23 protein-coding genes are annotated in these 18971 nt (G+C 58.6%); 9 read left to right on the top strand and 14 right to left on the bottom strand.

From position 1 onward, the window contains the following. The first annotated feature begins 232 nt into the window (after nucleotides 1-232). From rimO to tsaA, 6 genes are all read left to right on the top strand, one after another. Complete coding sequence (rimO, locus tag V6Z53_RS08560) at nucleotides 233-1570, top strand: 30S ribosomal protein S12 methylthiotransferase RimO (RefSeq protein ID WP_338585084.1); 1338 nt, start codon at nucleotides 233-235, stop codon at nucleotides 1568-1570. A 123-nt stretch (nucleotides 1571-1693) separates the two neighbouring features. Beyond that, nucleotides 1694-2167, top strand: a complete 474-nt coding sequence (locus V6Z53_RS08555; protein WP_338585083.1) for a GNAT family N-acetyltransferase — start codon at nucleotides 1694-1696, stop codon at nucleotides 2165-2167. 188 nt (nucleotides 2168-2355) lie between these two features. Then, on the top strand, nucleotides 2356-3066 hold the full coding sequence (locus V6Z53_RS08550; protein WP_338585082.1) for an rRNA pseudouridine synthase: 711 nt from the start codon (nucleotides 2356-2358) through the stop codon (nucleotides 3064-3066). Nucleotides 3067-3141: 75 nt separating this feature from the next. Beyond that, a complete protein-coding gene (locus tag V6Z53_RS08545) occupies nucleotides 3142-3612 on the top strand; it encodes a DUF1456 family protein (protein ID WP_338585081.1) in 471 nt (156 codons plus the stop codon). Nucleotides 3613-3749: 137 nt separating this feature from the next. Beyond that, complete coding sequence (locus tag V6Z53_RS08540) at nucleotides 3750-4520, top strand: SDR family oxidoreductase (RefSeq protein ID WP_338585080.1); 771 nt, start codon at nucleotides 3750-3752, stop codon at nucleotides 4518-4520. Nucleotides 4521-4703: 183 nt separating this feature from the next. Next, the gene (gene tsaA / locus V6Z53_RS08535) at nucleotides 4704-5405 is read left to right on the top strand and encodes a tRNA (N6-threonylcarbamoyladenosine(37)-N6)-methyltransferase TrmO (RefSeq protein ID WP_338585079.1); all 702 of its coding nucleotides are present in this window, start codon (nucleotides 4704-4706) and stop codon (nucleotides 5403-5405) included. A 132-nt stretch (nucleotides 5406-5537) separates the two neighbouring features. Here the strand turns inward: tsaA and fpr are convergent, their stop codons facing one another. Continuing rightward, entirely contained in the window at nucleotides 5538-6317 is a 780-nt protein-coding gene (gene fpr, locus V6Z53_RS08530) for a ferredoxin-NADP reductase (RefSeq protein ID WP_008054100.1), read from the bottom strand. A gap of 133 nt (nucleotides 6318-6450) precedes the next feature. Between fpr and V6Z53_RS08525 the strand changes: the two genes are divergently transcribed. Then, a complete protein-coding gene (locus tag V6Z53_RS08525; RefSeq protein ID WP_033047456.1) occupies nucleotides 6451-7377 on the top strand; it encodes a LysR family transcriptional regulator in 927 nt (308 codons plus the stop codon). Here the strand turns inward: V6Z53_RS08525 and V6Z53_RS08520 are convergent. The 3 genes from V6Z53_RS08520 to V6Z53_RS08510 form a co-directional block, all read right to left on the bottom strand. Continuing rightward, a complete protein-coding gene (locus V6Z53_RS08520) occupies nucleotides 7374-7736 on the bottom strand; it encodes a diacylglycerol kinase (RefSeq protein ID WP_338585078.1) in 363 nt (120 codons plus the stop codon). The genes V6Z53_RS08525 and V6Z53_RS08520 overlap by 4 nt on opposite strands. A 76-nt stretch (nucleotides 7737-7812) precedes the next feature. Continuing rightward, nucleotides 7813-8463, bottom strand: coding sequence for a response regulator transcription factor ErdR (gene erdR, locus V6Z53_RS08515; protein ID WP_175389034.1), 651 nt, complete (start codon nucleotides 8461-8463; stop codon nucleotides 7813-7815). Nucleotides 8464-8682: 219 nt separating this feature from the next. Continuing rightward, nucleotides 8683-9426 (bottom strand): tRNA-uridine aminocarboxypropyltransferase, encoded by a 744-nt coding sequence (locus V6Z53_RS08510; protein ID WP_338585077.1) that lies wholly within the window; start codon nucleotides 9424-9426, stop codon nucleotides 8683-8685. 189 nt (nucleotides 9427-9615) lie between these two features. Here V6Z53_RS08510 and V6Z53_RS08505 point away from each other — a divergent pair, with 189 nt between their 5' ends. Next, a complete protein-coding gene (locus V6Z53_RS08505; RefSeq protein WP_338585076.1) occupies nucleotides 9616-10038 on the top strand; it encodes a PA3611 family quorum-sensing-regulated virulence factor in 423 nt (140 codons plus the stop codon). Here V6Z53_RS08505 and V6Z53_RS08500 read toward each other — a convergent pair whose 3' ends face one another. Next, nucleotides 10039-10233, bottom strand: a complete 195-nt coding sequence (locus V6Z53_RS08500) for a hypothetical protein (protein ID WP_338585075.1) — start codon at nucleotides 10231-10233, stop codon at nucleotides 10039-10041. A 485-nt stretch (nucleotides 10234-10718) separates the two neighbouring features. Here V6Z53_RS08500 and V6Z53_RS08495 point away from each other — a divergent pair, with 485 nt between their 5' ends. Further along, nucleotides 10719-11837: an LOG family protein gene (locus V6Z53_RS08495; RefSeq protein ID WP_338585074.1), complete on the top strand. Its 1119-nt coding sequence runs from the start codon at nucleotides 10719-10721 to the stop codon at nucleotides 11835-11837. Nucleotides 11838-11881: 44 nt separating this feature from the next. On the opposite strand, the gene recX is transcribed toward V6Z53_RS08495, so the two are convergent. From recX to V6Z53_RS08450, 9 genes are all read right to left on the bottom strand, one after another. Beyond that, entirely contained in the window at nucleotides 11882-12349 is a 468-nt protein-coding gene (gene recX / locus V6Z53_RS08490; protein WP_338585073.1) for a recombination regulator RecX, read from the bottom strand. Between the two features lie 8 nt (nucleotides 12350-12357). Continuing rightward, the gene (gene recA / locus V6Z53_RS08485; protein WP_060541059.1) at nucleotides 12358-13416 is read right to left on the bottom strand and encodes a recombinase RecA; all 1059 of its coding nucleotides are present in this window, start codon (nucleotides 13414-13416) and stop codon (nucleotides 12358-12360) included. Between the two features lie 83 nt (nucleotides 13417-13499). Further along, nucleotides 13500-14000, bottom strand: a complete 501-nt coding sequence (locus V6Z53_RS08480; RefSeq protein WP_338585072.1) for a CinA family protein — start codon at nucleotides 13998-14000, stop codon at nucleotides 13500-13502. An 80-nt stretch (nucleotides 14001-14080) separates the two neighbouring features. After that, the gene (locus V6Z53_RS08475) at nucleotides 14081-14599 is read right to left on the bottom strand and encodes a lysis system i-spanin subunit Rz (protein WP_338585071.1); all 519 of its coding nucleotides are present in this window, start codon (nucleotides 14597-14599) and stop codon (nucleotides 14081-14083) included. After that, nucleotides 14581-15144, bottom strand: a complete 564-nt coding sequence (locus V6Z53_RS08470) for a glycoside hydrolase family 19 protein (RefSeq protein ID WP_338585070.1) — start codon at nucleotides 15142-15144, stop codon at nucleotides 14581-14583. Before V6Z53_RS08470 ends, V6Z53_RS08475 begins: the two co-directional genes overlap by 19 nt. A 20-nt stretch (nucleotides 15145-15164) precedes the next feature. Then, entirely contained in the window at nucleotides 15165-16181 is a 1017-nt protein-coding gene (locus tag V6Z53_RS08465) for a phage late control D family protein (RefSeq protein WP_338585069.1), read from the bottom strand. A 9-nt stretch (nucleotides 16182-16190) separates the two neighbouring features. Then, nucleotides 16191-16403: a tail protein X gene (locus V6Z53_RS08460; protein ID WP_338585068.1), complete on the bottom strand. Its 213-nt coding sequence runs from the start codon at nucleotides 16401-16403 to the stop codon at nucleotides 16191-16193. Continuing rightward, nucleotides 16396-16779 carry a phage tail protein gene (locus V6Z53_RS08455; protein ID WP_338585067.1) on the bottom strand — a complete coding sequence of 128 codons (384 nt, stop codon included), beginning with the start codon at nucleotides 16777-16779 and terminating at the stop codon, nucleotides 16396-16398. Before V6Z53_RS08455 ends, V6Z53_RS08460 begins: the two co-directional genes overlap by 8 nt. Then, nucleotides 16779-18911, bottom strand: coding sequence for a phage tail tape measure protein (locus V6Z53_RS08450; RefSeq protein WP_338585066.1), 2133 nt, complete (start codon nucleotides 18909-18911; stop codon nucleotides 16779-16781). Before V6Z53_RS08450 ends, V6Z53_RS08455 begins: the two co-directional genes overlap by 1 nt. Between the last annotated feature and the right edge of the window lie 60 nt (nucleotides 18912-18971).

The following is an 18971-nucleotide window of genomic DNA, read 5'->3' as shown; positions in this document are numbered from 1 at the left end:
GCATGCGCTGTTTTACTTCACGTTACAGACGTTTTGTTGACTGTAAAAAATCGGTAAAGCCCAACGGCGCGAAGCATAGCGCAGCACTCGTCGCATTTCCCTGCATAAAGCTGGTCAAGTGAACGTCTCATCGCTAGAATTGCGCACTTTTTGATCAGAGGCGCAGTTCAAGCGCCCGTCCGTCGGTTTTGCCCACCCCGGCAAGCGGCGTCACAAAATACCGAGGTTAGACATGTCCACCACTCCCGCGCCGGCCAATCCAAAGGTTGGCTTCGTATCCCTGGGTTGCCCGAAAGCTCTGGTCGACTCCGAGCGCATCCTTACCCAGCTGCGCATGGAAGGCTATGACGTCGTGTCCACTTATCAGGACGCCGATGTCGTGGTGGTCAACACCTGCGGTTTCATCGACTCGGCCAAGGCTGAATCCCTGGAAGTGATTGGCGAAGCCATCAAGGAAAACGGCAAGGTCATCGTGACCGGCTGCATGGGCGTCGAAGAAGGCAACATCCGCAACGTACACCCGAGCGTGCTGGCCGTGACCGGTCCGCAGCAGTACGAGCAAGTGGTCAACGCCGTGCACGAAGTCGTGCCGCCGCGTAAAGACCACAACCCGCTGATCGACCTGGTGCCGCCACAAGGGATCAAACTGACCCCGCGTCACTACGCGTACCTGAAGATTTCCGAAGGCTGCAACCACAGCTGCAGCTTCTGCATCATCCCGTCGATGCGCGGCAAACTGGTCAGCCGTCCGGTGGGCGATGTTCTCGACGAGGCCCAGCGCCTGGTCAAGTCCGGCGTCAAAGAGCTGTTGGTGATTTCGCAAGACACCAGCGCCTACGGCGTCGACGTGAAATACCGCACCGGTTTCTGGAACGGCGCGCCGGTGAAAACCCGCATGACCGAACTCTGCGAAGCCCTGAGCACCCTCGGCGTCTGGGTTCGCCTGCACTACGTCTACCCGTACCCGCACGTCGACGAACTGATCCCGCTGATGGCCGCCGGCAAGATCCTGCCGTACCTGGACATCCCGTTCCAGCACGCCAGCCCGAAAGTGCTGAAGTCGATGAAACGCCCGGCGTTCGAAGACAAGACCCTGGCGCGCATCAAGAACTGGCGCGAGATCTGCCCGGACCTGATTATCCGTTCGACCTTCATCGTCGGCTTCCCCGGCGAAACCGAAGAAGACTTCCAGTACCTGCTGAACTGGCTGACCGAAGCCCAGCTCGACCGCGTCGGCTGCTTCCAGTACTCGCCGGTGGATGGCGCTCCGGCCAACGACCTGGATCTGGAAGTTGTTCCGGATGACGTCAAGCAGGACCGTTGGGACCGCTTCATGGCGCACCAGCAAGCGATCAGCTCGGCGCGCCTGCAAATGCGCATCGGCCGTGAAATTGAAGTACTGGTCGATGAAGTCGACGAGCAAGGCGCGGTCGGCCGCTGCTTCTTCGATGCCCCGGAAATCGACGGCAACGTATTCATCGACAACGGCAGCAACCTGAAACCGGGCGATAAAGTCTGGTGCAAAGTGACCGACGCCGACGAATACGACCTGTGGGCTGAACAGATCTAAACGCAAAAAATACGAAAAGCCCTGCTCTCTTGACGAGATGCGGGGCTTTTTTACGGCTATCGTTTGGTGAAGAACGGATTCTCATCTTTTACAGCCGGTTGCAAAAATAAGGAGCAGGCGGACATGCGCCAACACTCGGTCATCCATACACCGAAACAAAGCGATTACGAAGAATTGACCCAGGTCTGGGAGGCCTCGGTCCGCGCCACCCACGATTTCCTGCCGGACAGCTACATCGAACTGCTAAAGAATCTGGTGCTGACCCGCTATCTCGATGCGGTGATGCTGATCTGCACCAAGGACTCCAGCCAGCGCATTACCGGATTCGCCGGGGTCGCGGCGGGCAAGATCGAAATGCTCTTCATCGACCCGGCACATCGCGGCCAGGGACTGGGCAAGAAATTGCTGCGCTACGCGATGGAAAATCTCAACGCCGATGAACTGGACGTCAACGAACAGAACCCGCAGGCCCTGGGATTTTATTTCAAGCAGGGTTTTGAGGTGATCGGTCGTTCGGAAGTAGACGGCATGGGGCAGCCGTATCCGTTGTTGCATATGCGGATGCGCCAGAACCAGCAACGCTCGCAACATGCCTGACAACATAGAACAAATGTGGGAGCGGGCTTGCTCGCGAATACGGTGTGCCACTCAACAGATGAATCGACTGATCTACCGCTTTCGCGAGCAAGCCCGCTCCCACAAAAAGCCACATGCCGCAAATGGAATCGGGCTTAACCGGCGCCAGGCAGGTACAATGCCCACCCCTTTTTTGTTACGGCCCTGTCATGACTGACCCGATTCGTCTCTCCAAACGCCTCATCGAACTCGTCGGCTGTTCCCGTCGGGAGGCTGAGCTGTTCATCGAGGGCGGCTGGGTCACCGTGGACGGCGAAGTCATCGACGAGCCGCAGTTCAAGGTCGACGCGCAAAAAGTCGAGCTGGATCCAGAGGCCAAGGCCACTGCGCCGGAACCGGTGACCATCCTGTTCAACGTGCCCGCCGGCATGGACGCGGACACCGCCATGGCGACCATCACCGCCGAAACCCTGAGCGAAGAACACCGCTACGGCAAACGCCCGCTCAAGGGCCACTTCCAGCGCCTGACCGCCAGCACTGACTTGCAGGCGAACGCCAGCGGTTTGCTGGTGTTCACCCAGGACTGGAAGATTCTGCGCAAGCTCACTGCCGACTCCAACAAGATCGAGCAGGAATACGTGGTCGAGGTCGAAGGCAACATGGTCGAGCACGGCCTCAACCGCCTGCAGCACGGCCTGACCTACAAGGGTAAGGAACTGCCGCCGGTCAAGGCCAGCTGGCAGAACGAAAACCGTCTGCGCTTCGCCATGAAGAACCCGCAACCAGGCATCCTCGCCCTGTTCTGCCAGGCCGTCGGCCTGAAGGTCGTGGGCATCCGCCGCATCCGCATCGGCGGCGTGTCCATCGGCAAAGTGCCCGTGGGGCAATGGCGCTACATGTCCGGCAAAGAAAAGTTCTAAGGCTTTTCACGCCGCCACACATTTCGGCGTCGCGCTTGGCCGCGACGCCCACAGCTGAATATCAGGACTGCCCACATGATTCATAACGACGTACTGCGCAGCGTGCGCTACATGCTCGACATCAGCGACAAGAAAGTCATCGAGATCATCAAGCTCGGTGGCATGGATGTGAAACTCGAAGACCTGCTGACCTACCTCGACAAGAAAGAGGAAGACGAGGAAGGCTTCGTGCGCTGCCCGGACGAAGTCATGGCGCATTTCCTCGACGGCCTGGTGATCTTCAAGCGCGGCAAGGACGAAAGCCGTCCGCCGCAGCCGATCGAAGTGCCGGTGACCAACAACATCATCCTGAAAAAACTGCGCGTGGCCTTCGAACTCAAGGAGGACGACATGCACGCGATCCTCAAGGCTGCCGAGTTCCCGGTGTCCAAGCCTGAGCTGAGCGCGCTGTTCCGCAAGTTCGGCCACACCAACTACCGCCCGTGCGGCGACCAGTTGCTGCGCAACTTCCTCAAGGGCCTGACCCTGCGCGTTCGCCCGCAGTAATCCCCGCCCCTTCCTTGGGCTGCAAACACGCAGCTCAAGTCCAGGCCATATGGCCTCTCATTCCGCTCAAAAATAGTGGCTCCGCTTCTGGCGGCTGACGACTAGGGTGTATAGACCCTCAGTTCTCAGGACTCGTCATGCACCCCTACTTTTCCCTGCAAGGCCGCACCGCTCTGGTGACCGGCGGCACCCGCGGCATCGGCAAAATGATCGCCAAGGCCTACGTCGAAGCCGGCGCCACCGTGTACGTCTGCGCCCGCGATGCCGAAGCCTGCCAGCAAACGGCTGATGAACTGAGTGCGTTCGGACGCTGCCAAGGCGTGGCCGCCAACCTCGCTACCGAAGAAGGCGTGCTGCAATTGGCCACACGACTCGATGAGCAAATCAGCCATCTCGACATTCTGGTGAACAACGCCGGCACCACGTGGGGCGCGCCGTTGGAGAGCTACCCGATCAAGGGCTGGGAAAAGGTCATGCAGCTCAATGTGACGTCGGTATTCAACTGCATCCAGCAATTCCTGCCGTTGCTGCGCAAAGCGGGTTCCGAAGCGAATCCGGCGCGGATTATCAACATCGGTTCGGTCGCAGGGATTTCATCGTTCGGCGAGCAGGCGTATGCCTACGGGCCGAGCAAAGCGGCATTGCATCAACTGTCGCGGATTCTGGCGCGGGAACTGGTGACCCAGCACATCAACGTCAACGTCATCGCACCGGGGCGCTTTCCCAGCAAGATGACCCAGCACATCGGCAATGATGAACAGGCATTGGCCGAGGATACGGCGTTGATCCCGATGAAGCGCTGGGGGCGCGAGGAAGAGATGGCGGCGCTGGCAATCAGTCTGGCGAGTACGGCAGGGGCGTACATGACTGGAAATATCATTCCGTTAGATGGTGGGTTCAGCTTGTAGATCGGCGGTGCGGCTATCGCGGGCAAGCCACGCTCCCACAGGTTTTTGGCGTACACAAAATCTGTATTCACCTGAGATCCCTGTGGGAGCCGGGCTTGCCCGCGATAGCGTCATTCCAGTCAACAGCAGATTTGAAGCTGGCCGGGTTATCATGCCCGCCCGCTCCCGCCTCGACTTCAAACCATGACCTACAGCGTTTCCCCCATCGGCTTCGTGCGCTCCTGTTTCAAGGAGAAGTTCGCCATCCCGCGCCAACCGCAACTGGCTCCGGCCGCGCGCGGCGTTCTGGAACTGGTGGCGCCATTCGATCAGGGTGATGCGGTGCAAGGGCTGGAGCAGGTCAGCCATGTCTGGCTGCTGTTCCTGTTTCATCAGGCGCTGGAAGAAAAACCACGCCTCAAAGTCCGCCCGCCTCGCCTGGGCGGCAACAAATCCATGGGCGTGTTTGCCACCCGCGCAACCCATCGCCCGAATGGTATTGGCCAATCAGTGGTCAAACTGGACAAGGTCGAAGCCAATCGCCTGTGGATATCCGGCATAGACCTGTTGGACGGCACGCCGATTCTCGACATCAAACCCTACGTGCCTTATGCCGACATCATCGACAGCGCCTCCAACAGCATCGCCAGCGCCGCGCCGCAGTTGATTGCCGTGCAGTGGACGGATGCCGCACTGCAACAGGCTCACGGGCACGCTCAGCGCCTGGAAGAGCCCTTGGTCGAATTGATCGAGCAATGCCTGGCACAAGATCCGCGCCCGGCCTACCAGACGCCCGCGCCGGAACGAGAATATGGCGCGCAGTTCTGGGATGTCGATGTGCGCTGGCACTACCCTACGCCGGAGCTGATCCGCGTTCTGGAAGTCATTCCAGCATCCAATTCGTAGGAGCTGAGCTTGCTCGCGATGGCAATTTCAAGGACGCCATCGCCGGCAAGCCGTGCTCCTACAGGATGCGTCCAGCAAAAAAGCCCGCATTGCCTGTTCAGGCAATGCGGGCTTTTCAGTCATGCGGGAGTCTTACTTCTCGACGAACGCACGCTCGATCAGATAGTCACCCGGCTCGCGCATCCGCGGCGAGACTTTCAGGCCGAAGCTGTTCAACACTTCGCTGGTCTCGTCGAGCATGCTCGGGCTGCCGCACAGCATCGCACGGTCGTCCTGCGGGTTGATCGGTGGCAGGCCGATGTCGCTGAACAGCTTGCCGCTGCGCATCAGGTCGGTCAGGCGACCTTCGTTCTCGAACGGCTCGCGGGTCACGGTCGGGTAGTAGATCAACTTGTCACGCAGCGCATCACCGAAGAACTCGTTCTGCGGCAGGTGCTCGGTGATGAACTCGCGATAGGCGACTTCGTTGACGTAACGTACGCCGTGGCACAGGATCACTTTTTCGAAACGCTCGTAGGTTTCCGGGTCCTGGATGACGCTCATGAATGGCGCCAGACCGGTACCGGTGCTGAGCAGGTACAAGTGTTTGCCAGGCTTCAGGTCATCGAGCACCAGCGTGCCGGTAGGCTTCTTGCTGATGATGATCTCGTCGCCTTCCTTCAGATGCTGCAACTGGGAAGTCAGCGGACCGTCAGGCACCTTGATGCTGAAGAACTCGAGATGCTCTTCCCAGTTAGGGCTGGCAATCGAGTAAGCGCGCATAAGCGGGCGGCCGTTGGGCTGTTGCAGGCCGATCATCACGAACTGACCGTTCTCGAAGCGCAGGCCCGGATCACGGGTGCACTTGAAGCTGAACAGAGTGTCGTTCCAGTGATGAACACTGAGGACACGCTCGTGGTTCATGTTGCTCATGTACGTGGGACTCCTGGAGATTGGTCTGCGCATGCGCTGCTAAAGATGCGGTGCGCAATTGCATCGCATTCTAATAGCAGTAACAATATCTGTTAAATGGATTATTAAGATAAGGGTTATCGGTTATATCGATATGCGATTTACTCTCCGTCAACTTCAAGTATTCGTCGCCGTCGCCCAGCAGGAAAGCGTATCCCGTGCTGCGGGCCTGCTCAACCTCTCGCAATCGGCGGCGAGCACTTCCATCACCGAACTGGAGCGCCAGTGCAGCTGCCAGTTATTCGACCGCGCCGGTAAACGGCTGAGCCTCAACGCCCTCGGCAAACAACTGTTGCCGCAAGCGGTGGCCCTGCTCGACCAGGCCAAGGAAATCGAAGATCTGCTCAACGGCAAATCCGGTTTTGGTTCATTGGCCGTGGGCGCGACCCTGACCATTGGCAATTATCTGGCCACCCTGTTGATCGGCAGCTTCATGCAGCGCCACCCGGAAAGCCAGGTGAAGCTGCATGTGCAGAACACTGCCAACATCGTGCAACAAGTTGCCCACTACGAAATTGATCTGGGTCTGATTGAAGGCGATTGCAGCCACCCGGACATCGAAGTGCAGAGCTGGGTCGAGGATGAGCTGGTGGTGTTTTGCGCACCGCAGCATCCGTTGGCCAAACGCGGCACCGCAACCATGGATGAGCTGAGCCATGAAGCCTGGATTTTGCGTGAACAAGGTTCGGGCACGCGACTGACATTTGATCAGGCCATGCGTCATCACCGTAGCTCGCTGAACATCCGCCTGGAGCTTGAGCACACCGAAGCGATCAAGCGCGCGGTGGAATCGGGTCTGGGGATTGGCTGCATTTCGCGCCTGGCGCTGCGGGACGCATTCCGTCGAGGCAGCCTGGTGCCGGTGGAAACACCGGACCTAGACCTGGCGCGGCAGTTCTACTTCATCTGGCACAAACAGAAATACCAGACCTCAGCGATGCGTGAGTTCCTCGATCTGTGCCGCGCGTTCACCGCCGGGGTGCAGCGCAGCGACGAAATCGTGTTGCCGACAATCGCTTAAAGCAGAATCAATGCCCACACCAGGCCAATCATGGTCAACGCCACGAATTGCGCGGCGCTGCCCATGTCCTTGGCGTTCTTCGACAGCGGATGCCGCTCAAGGGAAATGCGGTCGATAGCCGCTTCCACCGCCGAATTGAGCAATTCGACGATCAAGGCCAGCAAGCACACGGCGATCAGCAGCGCTTGCTCGACACGGCTGACGTTCAGGAAGAACGACAGCGGAATCAGGATGACGTTAAGCAATACCAGCTGCCGGAAAGCCGCTTCGCCGGTAAAGGCCGCGCGCAGGCCATCAAAGGAATAGCCGGAGGCGTTGAGAATACGTTTCAGGCCGGTCTGGCCTTTGAAAGGAGACATAGAGTGGGCAACTGACCAATAAAGGAGTGAGAAAGCTAGATTAACCAAAGTCAAAAAAGCGTGAATATGCCAACCCTTAGTGGCTCGAAATTGACTCAAGTTGTTGCAGCAACAACGCCGCCTGAGTCCGGGTCCGCACATTCAGTTTACGGAAAATCGCGGTCACGTGAGCCTTGATGGTCGCTTCGGAAACACTCAGCTCGTAAGCAATCTGCTTGTTGAGCAAGCCTTCGCAGACCATCGTCAACACCCGGAACTGCTGCGGCGTCAGGCTCGCAAGGCCTTCGCTGGCAGCCTTGGCTTCATCGGAAACACTGACCGCTTCGAATGCTTGCGGTGGCCAGTACACATCGCCATCCAGCACCGCACGCACGGCTTTCTGGATCACGCTGAGGTCGCTGGACTTGGGAATAAAGCCGCTAGCGCCGAATTCACGGGACTTGACCATCACCGAGGCTTCTTCCTGGGCCGAAACCATCACCACCGGAATCTGCGGGTACTGCCCACGCAGCAGCACCAGGCCGGAAAAACCGTACGCCCCCGGCATGTTCAGATCCAGCAGTACCAGATCCCAGTCGGATTTTTCGGTAAGGCGGGTTTCCAGTTCGGCAATGCTCGCCACTTCCACCAGTCGGACATCCGGGCCAAGGCCCAGGGTCAACGCTTGATGCAAGGCAGAACGGAAAAGTGGATGGTCATCGGCAATCAGGATTTCGTATGTGGCCATTTTTCAAATGATCCTGTTCTTCTAACAACTCGAGGTACAGCCACGGAGCTGCACCTGGGGGCACGTTCAACGCCAATACGTGGCAATTCACGTAGTTATTCGCATAAGAATACGGCGTATCAAACTTCGGCCGCGCCCTGATCGGCGCCAAGCATGCCCAGCGAAACCGGGGTGGTCAAGCTACATGGCCAGTACAGTCTTTTGCAGTATGGGCGACAATCAGCCCATGACCGGGGCGAGGTTCTGCACAAACGGCAGCAGCTCGGCGTGCGCTGGCGTTTCGACGTTCATTTCCAGCTGTCGCTTGGCGTCGAGGTAATGCTGACTGAACACATCGAAATAAGCGTCCAGTGCCGATGCCGCTTGCACATCGCCCGCCAGATCGAGACACAGCGCCGCGACTTCCGCGGTGCACAAGTGCTCGCTGCGGGTAGATCGACGCAATTGGTAGCGTGAGAGTTTCTCAGGTAACAGACTGAGGATCGGCAACCCGTCAAAGTAAGGGCTTTTGCGGAAAATCTTCCGCGCTTCGGTCCAGGTCGCGTCCAACAGAATGAACAGCGGCCGCTTGGCGCTATCCAGCGCCACACTGTGGGTCACGCGCTCGGGCTCGACATATTCCCCCGGAAATACCAGGTAAGGCTGCCATTGCGGGTCGGACAACAACGCCAGCAGCTGTTGATCGACCTCCGTCCGCGACCAGATGAACGCATGGTTATCGCGCACCACATCGGCAATCAGCCAACCGGTGTTGCTCGGCTTGAACACTTCCTTGCCGGTCATGATCAGGCACACCCCGGAACGGGTTTCGACCTGCGGGCGCCAGGCGCACAGGCAATGGCTCTCGATCACACGGCAGTTTCGGCAACGGGGCGCGCGCCAGCCGCGGGCCTGAATCGGCTTGATGCCATCGTCTTCGCGCTGATCGCGCAGGCGGGCTACGGCGTTGGGGGCATGGCTCATCGCAGGTAACGCCGACAAAACAGGGAAATCGACACGAAAAACACTCGGCAGGGCAAAAAGTCCCGGCAGTTTACCAGACCGGTTGGCGCAAACCTGTACCGTCCAGGCCACCTCCCCTATAATTCGCGGCCACTGAACGCACAGTCACGTGATGGGTCAAACCACCCATCACTGCCCCAGGAGAGTTTCATGCTGCGCCTTATCGTTCCCTCCACTGCCATTCTGCTGGCGTTGTCTTTCAACGCTCAGGCCGCATCCTTGAGTGAGCAGAATCTGAACAAAGAGCTGCAAAACGTCGCCAAACAAAGCAGCGTTGGCACTCCACGGGCAATCAATGAAGACATTCTCGATCAGGGCTACACCGTCGAAGGCAAAACGCTGATCAACCACTTGAGCGTGCAAAGCAGCCACGCCAACAAGATGCGCGCCGACCCGAAAGCCGTGTACTTCCAGCTGGGTGCCTCGGTCTGCAACAACCCGTCGTTCCGCAAGCTGATGGCCAAGGGCGCGATCATGCGTTACGACTTCACCGAGGTGAAGACCAACCGTGCGGTGGGTTCTGCCAGCTATCAGGAATCGGATTGCCCGAAAACGCCGGCGAAGAAAAAGTAATCAGTGGGATTTCGCGCGCCGCTGTTCATCCTCGGCGCGCAATTCTGCCAGCAGTGCCTGCAAGTAACGTGACCGACGCTCCGCGCCCATCAAACGTCGGCAGCACTCCTCTTCAAGACTCAAATGATTGGTCTCGGCTGATGACTTGAGCAATCGATACAGTTGCGTATCGATCTCCAGAATGACTCTGGCCATTGGCTTCCCGCCTCCATGCACTCACTCGTGTTGAGCGATAAAATCCTTAAACCGCTTATACCGTGCGCCTTGCCGTAGACGCGAAGTTGTCGCATGACGCCTGTAACTTAGTAAATCAGAGTGCAGGACACTTGGCGCACGTTCGGACGAGCGGTGAAACCACCTTGCAAATCGTCAATAAGCGGTTGCCAGGAAAGACTTTGTGGCGCAATGATCAAGGCAGCGCAAATCACCGCAAGGGTCTAAATTTCAGGTATCCACGTTCACTTTTTCAGGGCAGGAAAGGGGCCGCCCGTTACGCGTTGTGTTATGCGAACGTTTCTTTCATCCAAGGGAAAAACAGAGCCTGTTTGGATGACCCGATGACCATTCGGGTCAAGTGAATCGCCCAGGCAAGGCCTTGGGCAGACAGCGACACATGAAGTGTCGTGGCGTCAACGAATGCGTTGTCGGCGCCGAGGGTTCTGTGCAGAAGGAGAAGTTGAATGCCTTACCAACCGAATGACCTCCTGAGCCGTCATTTTGAAGAAAGCGGCCACGACCTCATCAGCAAGGTCGAAGAGCAACTCAACCTTGTTTCACCCAACAGCCCGAACATCCCTATCTACCGCGACATGATCCTGACCGTGCTGCGCATGGCCCAGGAAGACCACAACCGCTGGAATGCCAAGATTACCCTGCAAGCCCTGCGCGAACTGGAGCACGCCTTCCGCGTGCTCGAACAGTTCAAGGGGCGCCGCAAAGTCACGGTGTTCGGCTCGGCACGCACACCCGTCGAACACCCGCTGTATGCAATGGCCCGGGAACTCGGTGCCGCGCTGGCACGCTCGGACCTGATGGTCATCACTGGCGCAGGCGGCGGCATCATGGCTGCCGCCCACGAAGGTGCCGGTCGGGATCACAGCCTCGGTTTCAACATCACCCTGCCCTTCGAGCAGCATGCCAATCCGACCGTCAACGGAACGAGCAACCTGCTGCCCTTCCACTTCTTCTTCACGCGCAAGCTGTTCTTCGTCAAGGAAGCCGATGCGCTGGTGCTGTGCCCTGGCGGATTCGGCACTCTGGATGAAGCACTGGAGGTACTGACGCTGATTCAGACCGGCAAAAGTCCACTGGTGCCGGTGGTGCTACTGGACGCGCCGGGTGGCAAGTTCTGGCAAGGCGCGCTGGACTTTATCCATCAGCAACTGGAGGAAAACCGCTACATCCTGCCCACCGACATGAAACTGGTGAGACTGGTCTACAGCGCCGAGGAAGCTGTCGAACACATCAACCAGTTCTACAGCAACTTCCACTCCAGCCGCTGGCTCAAGCATCAGTTCGTGATCCGCATGAATCACAAGCTCAGTGAGCGGGCACTCGAACATATGCAGGAAGCATTCGCGGACCTGTGCCTGAGCGATCAATTCCATCAACACGCCTACAGTGGCGAAGAGCACGACGAAGCGCAGTTCAGCCATCTGGCGCGATTGGCCTTCACCTTCAACGCCCGTGATCATGGTCGGTTACGAGAGCTGGTGGATTACATCAACCTGCCGGAAAACTGGGCGCAGTCCCAGCCTCAGGCACAACAGCGCACACGGGAACCTTCAAAGGTTACGTGAGGCACAAAAAAACGGCCCGCTATCAAAATAGCGAGCCGTTTCAGTCAATCGTCCATCCCTCGGCCGCTGAACAAGCGGCTGATCATCTCCATGGAAAATCCCCGATACGCAAGGAACCTGCCTTGTTTGGCACGTTCCCGCGCATCTATCGGTAAATGCCCGGAAAACTTGCGCCGCCAGGTATCCATCAGTTGCTCCTGCCAGTCGATGCCGTTCTCGCGCAAGGCGAGTTCGATGTCGCTGCGTTGCAGGCCGCGCTGGCTCAACTCTTCACGAATGCGCAAAGGGCCATAACCGGAACGGGCGCGATAGGAAACGAAGCTTTCGAGGTAACGGGATTCGGACAACAAGCCCTCTTCCGTCAACCGGTCGAGTGCTGTTTCGATCATTTCAGGAAGAGCGCCGCGCTGACGCAGTTTACGCGTCAGCTCGACTCGACCGTGCTCGCGTCGTGCGAGCAGGTCCATTGCGGTTCGCCGCACCGCGACGAGTGTATCGAGTACGGCGGTCATCGGATCAATCAGATATCAGCGTCAGCCAGATCGTCTTCGGTCTCTTTGACTGCAGAAGCTTTGGCGTCTGCTACCGACGAAGGCGACAGCAGCTTGTCGCGCAGTTGCTTCTCGAGCTTCGCCGCGATTTCCGGATTGTCTGCCAGGAACTTGGCCGAGTTAGCCTTGCCCTGACCGATCTTGGTGCCTTCATAGGCATACCACGCACCGGATTTTTCAACGAAGCCGTGCAGAACACCCAGGTCGATCATCTCGCCATTGAGGTAGATGCCCTTGCCGTAAAGAATCTGGAACTCGGCCTGACGGAACGGCGAAGCCACCTTGTTCTTCACAACCTTGACGCGGGTTTCGCTACCAACGACTTCATCACCTTCTTTCACCGCGCCAGTACGACGGATGTCCAGACGAACCGAAGCGTAGAACTTCAGCGCGTTACCACCGGTGGTGGTTTCCGGGCTGCCGAACATCACGCCGATTTTCATACGGATCTGGTTGATGAAGATCACCAGGCAGTTGGCGTTCTTGATGTTACCGGTGATTTTACGCAGCGCCTGGGACATCAGACGGGCTTGCAGGCCCACGTGCATGTCACCCATTTCGCCTTCGATTTCAGCCTTTGGCACCAGAGCGGCCACGGAGTCGACGATGATCACGTCAACCGCGTTGGAACGCACCAGCATGTCGGTGATTTCCAGGGCCTGTTCGCCGGTGTCCGGCTGGGAAACCAGCAGGTCATCGACGTTGACGCCCAGCTTGCCGGCGTACTCAGGGTCGAGGGCGTGTTCGGCATCGACGAATGCGCAGGTCGCGCCGGCTTTTTGAGCCTGGGCAATCACGGACAAGGTCAGCGTGGTTTTACCGGAGGATTCAGGACCGTAGATTTCAACAATACGGCCTTTTGGCAGACCGCCGATGCCGAGAGCGATGTCCAGACCCAGAGAGCCAGTGGAGATGGCCGGGATCGCCTGACGGTCCTGATCGCCCATACGCATTACGGCACCCTTGCCGAATTGACGTTCGATCTGACCCAGGGCCGCAGCCAAGGCTTTCTTCTTGTTGTCGTCCATTAAAGTCCTCACGTAATCAATAAGGCCTGACGGCCAACACCTGTATAAGTAGCCAGTATTATTCCACAGCGATTCCGGATCGCCTACCCCCGATTTGAGATTTCTTCCGCGGTGTAGCGCAGCAGCCCCTCTAGCGCGGCCTTAACCGTTTGTCGGCGGACCTCGTCGCGGTCACCGGGGAAGTGCTGCAGCTCGCTGAACACTCGCTCACCAACGCCCCAGGCCAGCCAAACCGTGCCCACCGGTTTGCTCGGCGAACCACCGTCCGGCCCGGCCACGCCACTGACTGCCACGGAAAAAAACGCACGGCTTTTATCCTGCGCGCCTTTGGCCATCGCTTCGACCACCTCGCGACTGACCGCCCCCACCGTGGTGAACAACTCCACCGGAACATTCAGTTGCAGGTTTTTCTGCAAGTTGGAGTAGGTGACATAACCGGCCTCGAACCACGCCGAGCTGCCTGGAATGCGGGTGATTGCCTCGGCGATCCCGCCACCGGTACAAGATTCGGCCGTGGATACGTGGGCATTGAGAAGCTGCAATTGTCTGCCAAGGTCAGCGGCCAGTTGGGTGATTACTTTCACGGTCATCTCCTGATCGGGCGGAATGAGACCTACCGTACACGAGCGCATGGCGCTTGCAAGTTACAGGGTCGATCAAGATGTTAGCGGATGAGCGCACTGACGTAGGCCTGACAAGCCTGCAAGGCGATCAGTCCGCGGTCGCCGGCATCGGTGATGGCGATAATTCGTTGAGCATGCGTCGGGTCAAGTCGGGCGCGTACGGCGCCATGATCCACGCTGCCGGGGCCGGCGGCGGCTGGCACTGTATAGATTGCAGCTGCGTCACTGGCATCGAGGAGGACTGACAAGCGCACATCAGCAGTGGCAAGACGATCGCGCAGGCGATCCTGATTACGTTGGGCATCACTCAACACTCGGTAATGATTTTGTTCGCTGGCTGACAATTGCTGCTCCAGGACCAGGCGTTTTTCCTGCTCCAAACGCTGCTGGGTGGCGTTGGACTGAGTCATTTGGTTCAGCGTTTCGCTGTGCAAACGAGCCTGTTCCGCCAGTTGCCGGCCATAGCGCCAATCCTGAAAGTGCCAGGCCAGTGCCGCAGAACAACCGGCCAGCACAACAATGCCTATAAAGCGCCAGGACATCAGATCGAGGGCTGACATAACACCGCCCTCGCCCGCGCCCAGAGCTGCAAGCGATCTTGCAACCCGTTCAAGCCGCCATTGATGCGGCGGGTGATGCTGTTGAACTGGTCGCGGTCGGCCAGTTCATTGAGACCGTTCTGCTCCCAGAACCACGCGGCGGATTCGGCGGCCCATTGTGGCTGCTCAAGCAGTTCAGGCGAAGCCAACAGGCGCTCGTCGCCGAAGAGGCCAACGCTGCATTGACGGTAGTTGTTACGGCCGGTGATCTGAATCAGGCCACGACCCCGAAAGCGTTGACCGTCGCCGTCAGGTTCCGGGGTGTTGCCCAAACGCGTGGCCAGTGTGCCGGTGTCGTACTTGCTCAGGTATTGAGCACTGCCCAACTCGCGCACGTACTGCAATTGCCCCGACTCATGGCCGACTTGCGCGAGGAAAGCGGCGATGCGTTTGGGGGTATTGATGTGGTAGTGAGCCATGGCGCTGTTGAGTGGCGAAACGAAAACGCCCGCTTGAGTGCGGGCGTTGAGGTATATCTTGAGTAACTGTTGCTCGGTGCAATGCATCGCTGGCTCCTGTCCTAGTGTCATTGCGTTGAAGCCAGGCACGTCGCCGCAATGGTGCAGCGATAGCTGTTCTGACGGCTGCCGCTGCCCGTGACTTTGTCAATCGACCAGCGTCCACGCATGAAGTCGGGCCAACTGTCGTCCAGTACCACCAATCCTTCTGCACAAAACTTCGGATCGCCGGGACAATTGATGGTCACCTTGAGCGTTTCACGCAGCATCCGGCGCACTTCGCCTTCGCAGGCCGCTTGGGCTTCCTCGGCATTCTCGCAACGTCGGCGCACGGTCTTGAACGGCGCGATACCGCTTTGCGCGATGAGTTCCTTGCCGGAAGCTGCATCCCACCAACTCATTTTGCAGCCCTGATACTTCGCCCGTGCGGTTTCATCCAGAGTCGCGGAGATGAAGCTGTGATCGTCCGGGCGATTGTTTGTCGTCACCGACAGTCGAACATTCGGCAAGACCTTGCCCGACAGCGACTTGGCCTGACCGCGCCGTGCCAACACGTACAGCTCGTTGACCGGTTTGGCCACGGCGTCGTGAATCCAGGCCAGACGCGTAAGAAAGCCCATGTCGGTTTCATTGGACTGGTCGACGTGTTCGATCTTGATCAGTGCAAGATCCGGAGCGACCCGGGGAGAAAAACCATGTCGCGAGGTCAACTGACGGAACAGGGCTCCCAGGGTCGTCGGCCCATGACTCGCGGATCTGCGCTGCTTGAATCCAGTCTCATCTCTGGCGCTGAAAGGTGCCGCCGTGGCCACCAGTGTCAGGCGCAACGGGAATAAGGTCGGAGTGCGGCGCGTAATGACAAATTCGCCTTTGTCGACCAGTCCCGACTCACGATAACCGACTCGCAGGCCGATTTTCCCGTCCAGACTCGGCAGTCCTGGCAGCCCCTCCAGATCAAGGGTAAGAGACAGTTGGTCGGACTCGATGCCTGCCGCATCGATGTGCTGCCAGCTGAGCAATCGTTCGTTGAGCAGGGCCGCGTTCGCCCCATAAATTTCCACGACCGGGGTGAATCCAAGTGTCATGTAACCTCCTTAGTCCCAGGCTGAAACAGTCGCCACAACCGTGGGCTGATTATCCAGTTCCGGCAGGCTCACCCACACACCGGCCGGTAAAACCGGCGCTTGCTCGCTCAGCGCCGGATTGAAACGCCAGAGCGCCTCCTCTGCGGCATCATCGCTGCGCCCTGTTTCACGAAACAGCAGCAGGTTCACCGAGTCGCCGGCAATACTTCTGACTCTACGCATTGGTGTACTCCGCTAACTCGATCGTCCAGTCGATCACCATCGCTGTGCCGTCATCGATCACCTGGCTCTGGTTCTCAGTCAGGTTATTGATTCGCCACAGTCCCCAGTTACGCCCAATGCCATCTACCAGCGGCAACGGCACCCGCAAGACCTGCAAGGCACGCAACTCATCCAGTCGAACCATCGCCAGCGCGTACATCGACCTGCCGCCAATGATCAGGGTTTGCAGGCTTTGGCCGGTCTGACTGGACTTGGGTTTACTGGTGAGGATGTCGACGTTCACCCAGCCACCGTCCGACTTGCGCTGCAAGGTGCTGTAAGCGAAATTTCTGGACAGGCCGAAAATGAAATTGCCCAAGGCCATTTGCTGGCGCATTACAGACCTCCATCGGTCAAGGCCGCGTCACGGCGCACGGTAAGTGGATTGGTCATCAACGGTAAAAACTCGCCATGCAACTGCATGCGCAATTGCGTCATGACCTTTTCAACCAACTGCTCGGAGTGGGCGGGATCGGCACCGCTGATCTGGATGACCGGGCTGAAGTTGATCTGCTGGTTTTGCGTCTGGGCGCTGCTCAGGTCTTTGCTGACTTGGTCCGGCGGCTGAAGTCGGTCCTGTGCGGAATAAAGAGACTCACCCAAGACCTCCCCACCCTGACTTCCAAAATAGCTGCCCACCAGACCACCAATGAGCCCCCCGACCGCTGTCCCCAGGATTGGAACCGGAATGAAACTGCCGATCAAAGCACCGGTGGCGGCACCCGCATATCCTCCGGCCAACCCGCCAATACCTGATCCCGCCGCGCCAGCAGCGGCTTTGTAATCGCCGGCCAGGACTGCTTTAAGTCCGTCATAACCGGCACTTGCCGCCGCCAGAGGCGCACCCAACCTGGCCGTGAAGGGCTTGGCTCGCGCCACAGACGCGGCCAGTCGGCTGCGCATCGTGGGACGCGCAGGTTTGCTGCCTTCCGGCCCTGGCTTGTTGTCTTTGGCGCTTTTCTGGTCCTGCCCACCGGGCGCTTCACCTCCCGGAGACTGAATCGCCGTATCCGGTTTCAGAAGCTCAGTGGCGATGGACGACGTTACCGATGCCAGTTTGTTCAGGATGGCACCGCGTAACGGTGTCGCGAGTCCCGCACCAAGCAAGGTCAATGCGGCGCCGAATTTAGGCAATGACTCGACCACATGACTCAAACCACTCGCCAGACCACCGACACTCAACATTGCCAGGTCAGTAAATGGGGAGACCGCGTTGGCAATCGCCGCATCGAGACGGGTCAGGTTTGCATCCATCGCATTCCAGCGCACTTGCGAGGTGTTCCCCCGTGCTTCGGCTGTCTGCGCCACCGAACCCTCGTCACCGAGTTTCGACGTTGCGAACGCGCTTTTGTCAGACACGCCTGCAAATGCCGCCTGAAGATCTTTGGGCGCCTTGAACAACTTGCCGATACCTTCATCACCCTCAAACAGGGTCTTGAGTAATGCGGTTTGTTCAACGGCAGTTTTTTTCTCCAGCGCCTCCTGCAAACTACTGATCGTTTGCGGCGCGCTCTTGCGCATCTCACTGGCCAATTGCGCGGGGTCGAATCCAAGCTGAGCCAAGGCCGCTCGCTGATCTACCGTGGCGTTATCGCCCTTGCTCAACGTGGCGCTGAGCGTTTTCAACGACGCACCAGCCTCGTCTTTGCCCACCCCTGCGTTCAGAAGCGCGGCCGCGATTGCCGCTGTCTGCTCGGGCGTCATGCCAGCGGCCATGCCCGCCGCTCCGCTACGTTGCACAATCGAACCGATGTCTGCCGCCTTGGCTTTGAATCCGTCAAGGGTCGCCAGGTGGTTGCTCGCATCCGCAAGATCGAGCCGTTGGGCACGATCAAGGCCCATCGAAGTACGCCAGCCGGTAATGATTTCTCCGGCCTCTTTGACGGAAATCCTGAACGCTGACGCCATGACGCCGGCATCGCCGGCAAAATCAGTCAACGCTTGACGACGGCCCTCCGGCGGGATGTCTTTGACCAGACCGGAGTCGAATGCCGCCAATTGCGCCTGTGCCAGTTGTACGCCCGTTGTTCCACTGGCGGCCACCCGTTTATCAGCCGCAATCCTTTGGTTGTCGTTCGACATTTCCTGAAGTTGATCAGGGTCCGATCGAAGCTTCTGGCCGAGGTCGAACATGGCCGTCTGCATCGCCATCGCCGACTTCAAGCTCTGCGGCGGTGGACGTTGTTCGACATCAGCCATGAGCGTTGACTTCGTCTCACTGGCCGGGACGGATGTGCCGCTCGTCCTTCCTGACGGCGACAACAACGCTGCCGTTAATGCCGACACTGCCTCACCGAACTTTCCCTGCCCCGCCGTTAACAGTCGGATGTCCAGGCTGACGGTGTTCAGCGCCCGGCCGAGTTGCGCCAAAGGGTCGCTGAGAGCCGACAGCTCAAAGGTTTGGAATGTGCTGTTCAATGACGGCAGGTCCATGCCCGCACCGGCGAGCGAATACTTACTCTCAGCCATCCTCCTCTACTCCTTTTTCACGCCAAGGCGACTCATCGCTATGTCGTAGCGGCGCAATGC

Source organism: Pseudomonas sp. MAG733B (genome assembly GCF_036884845.1).
Classification (GTDB): Bacteria; Pseudomonadota; Gammaproteobacteria; order Pseudomonadales; family Pseudomonadaceae; genus Aquipseudomonas.
The sequence above is the reverse complement of the archived record's forward strand: the minus strand, read 5'-3'. Positions and strand labels throughout refer to the sequence as shown.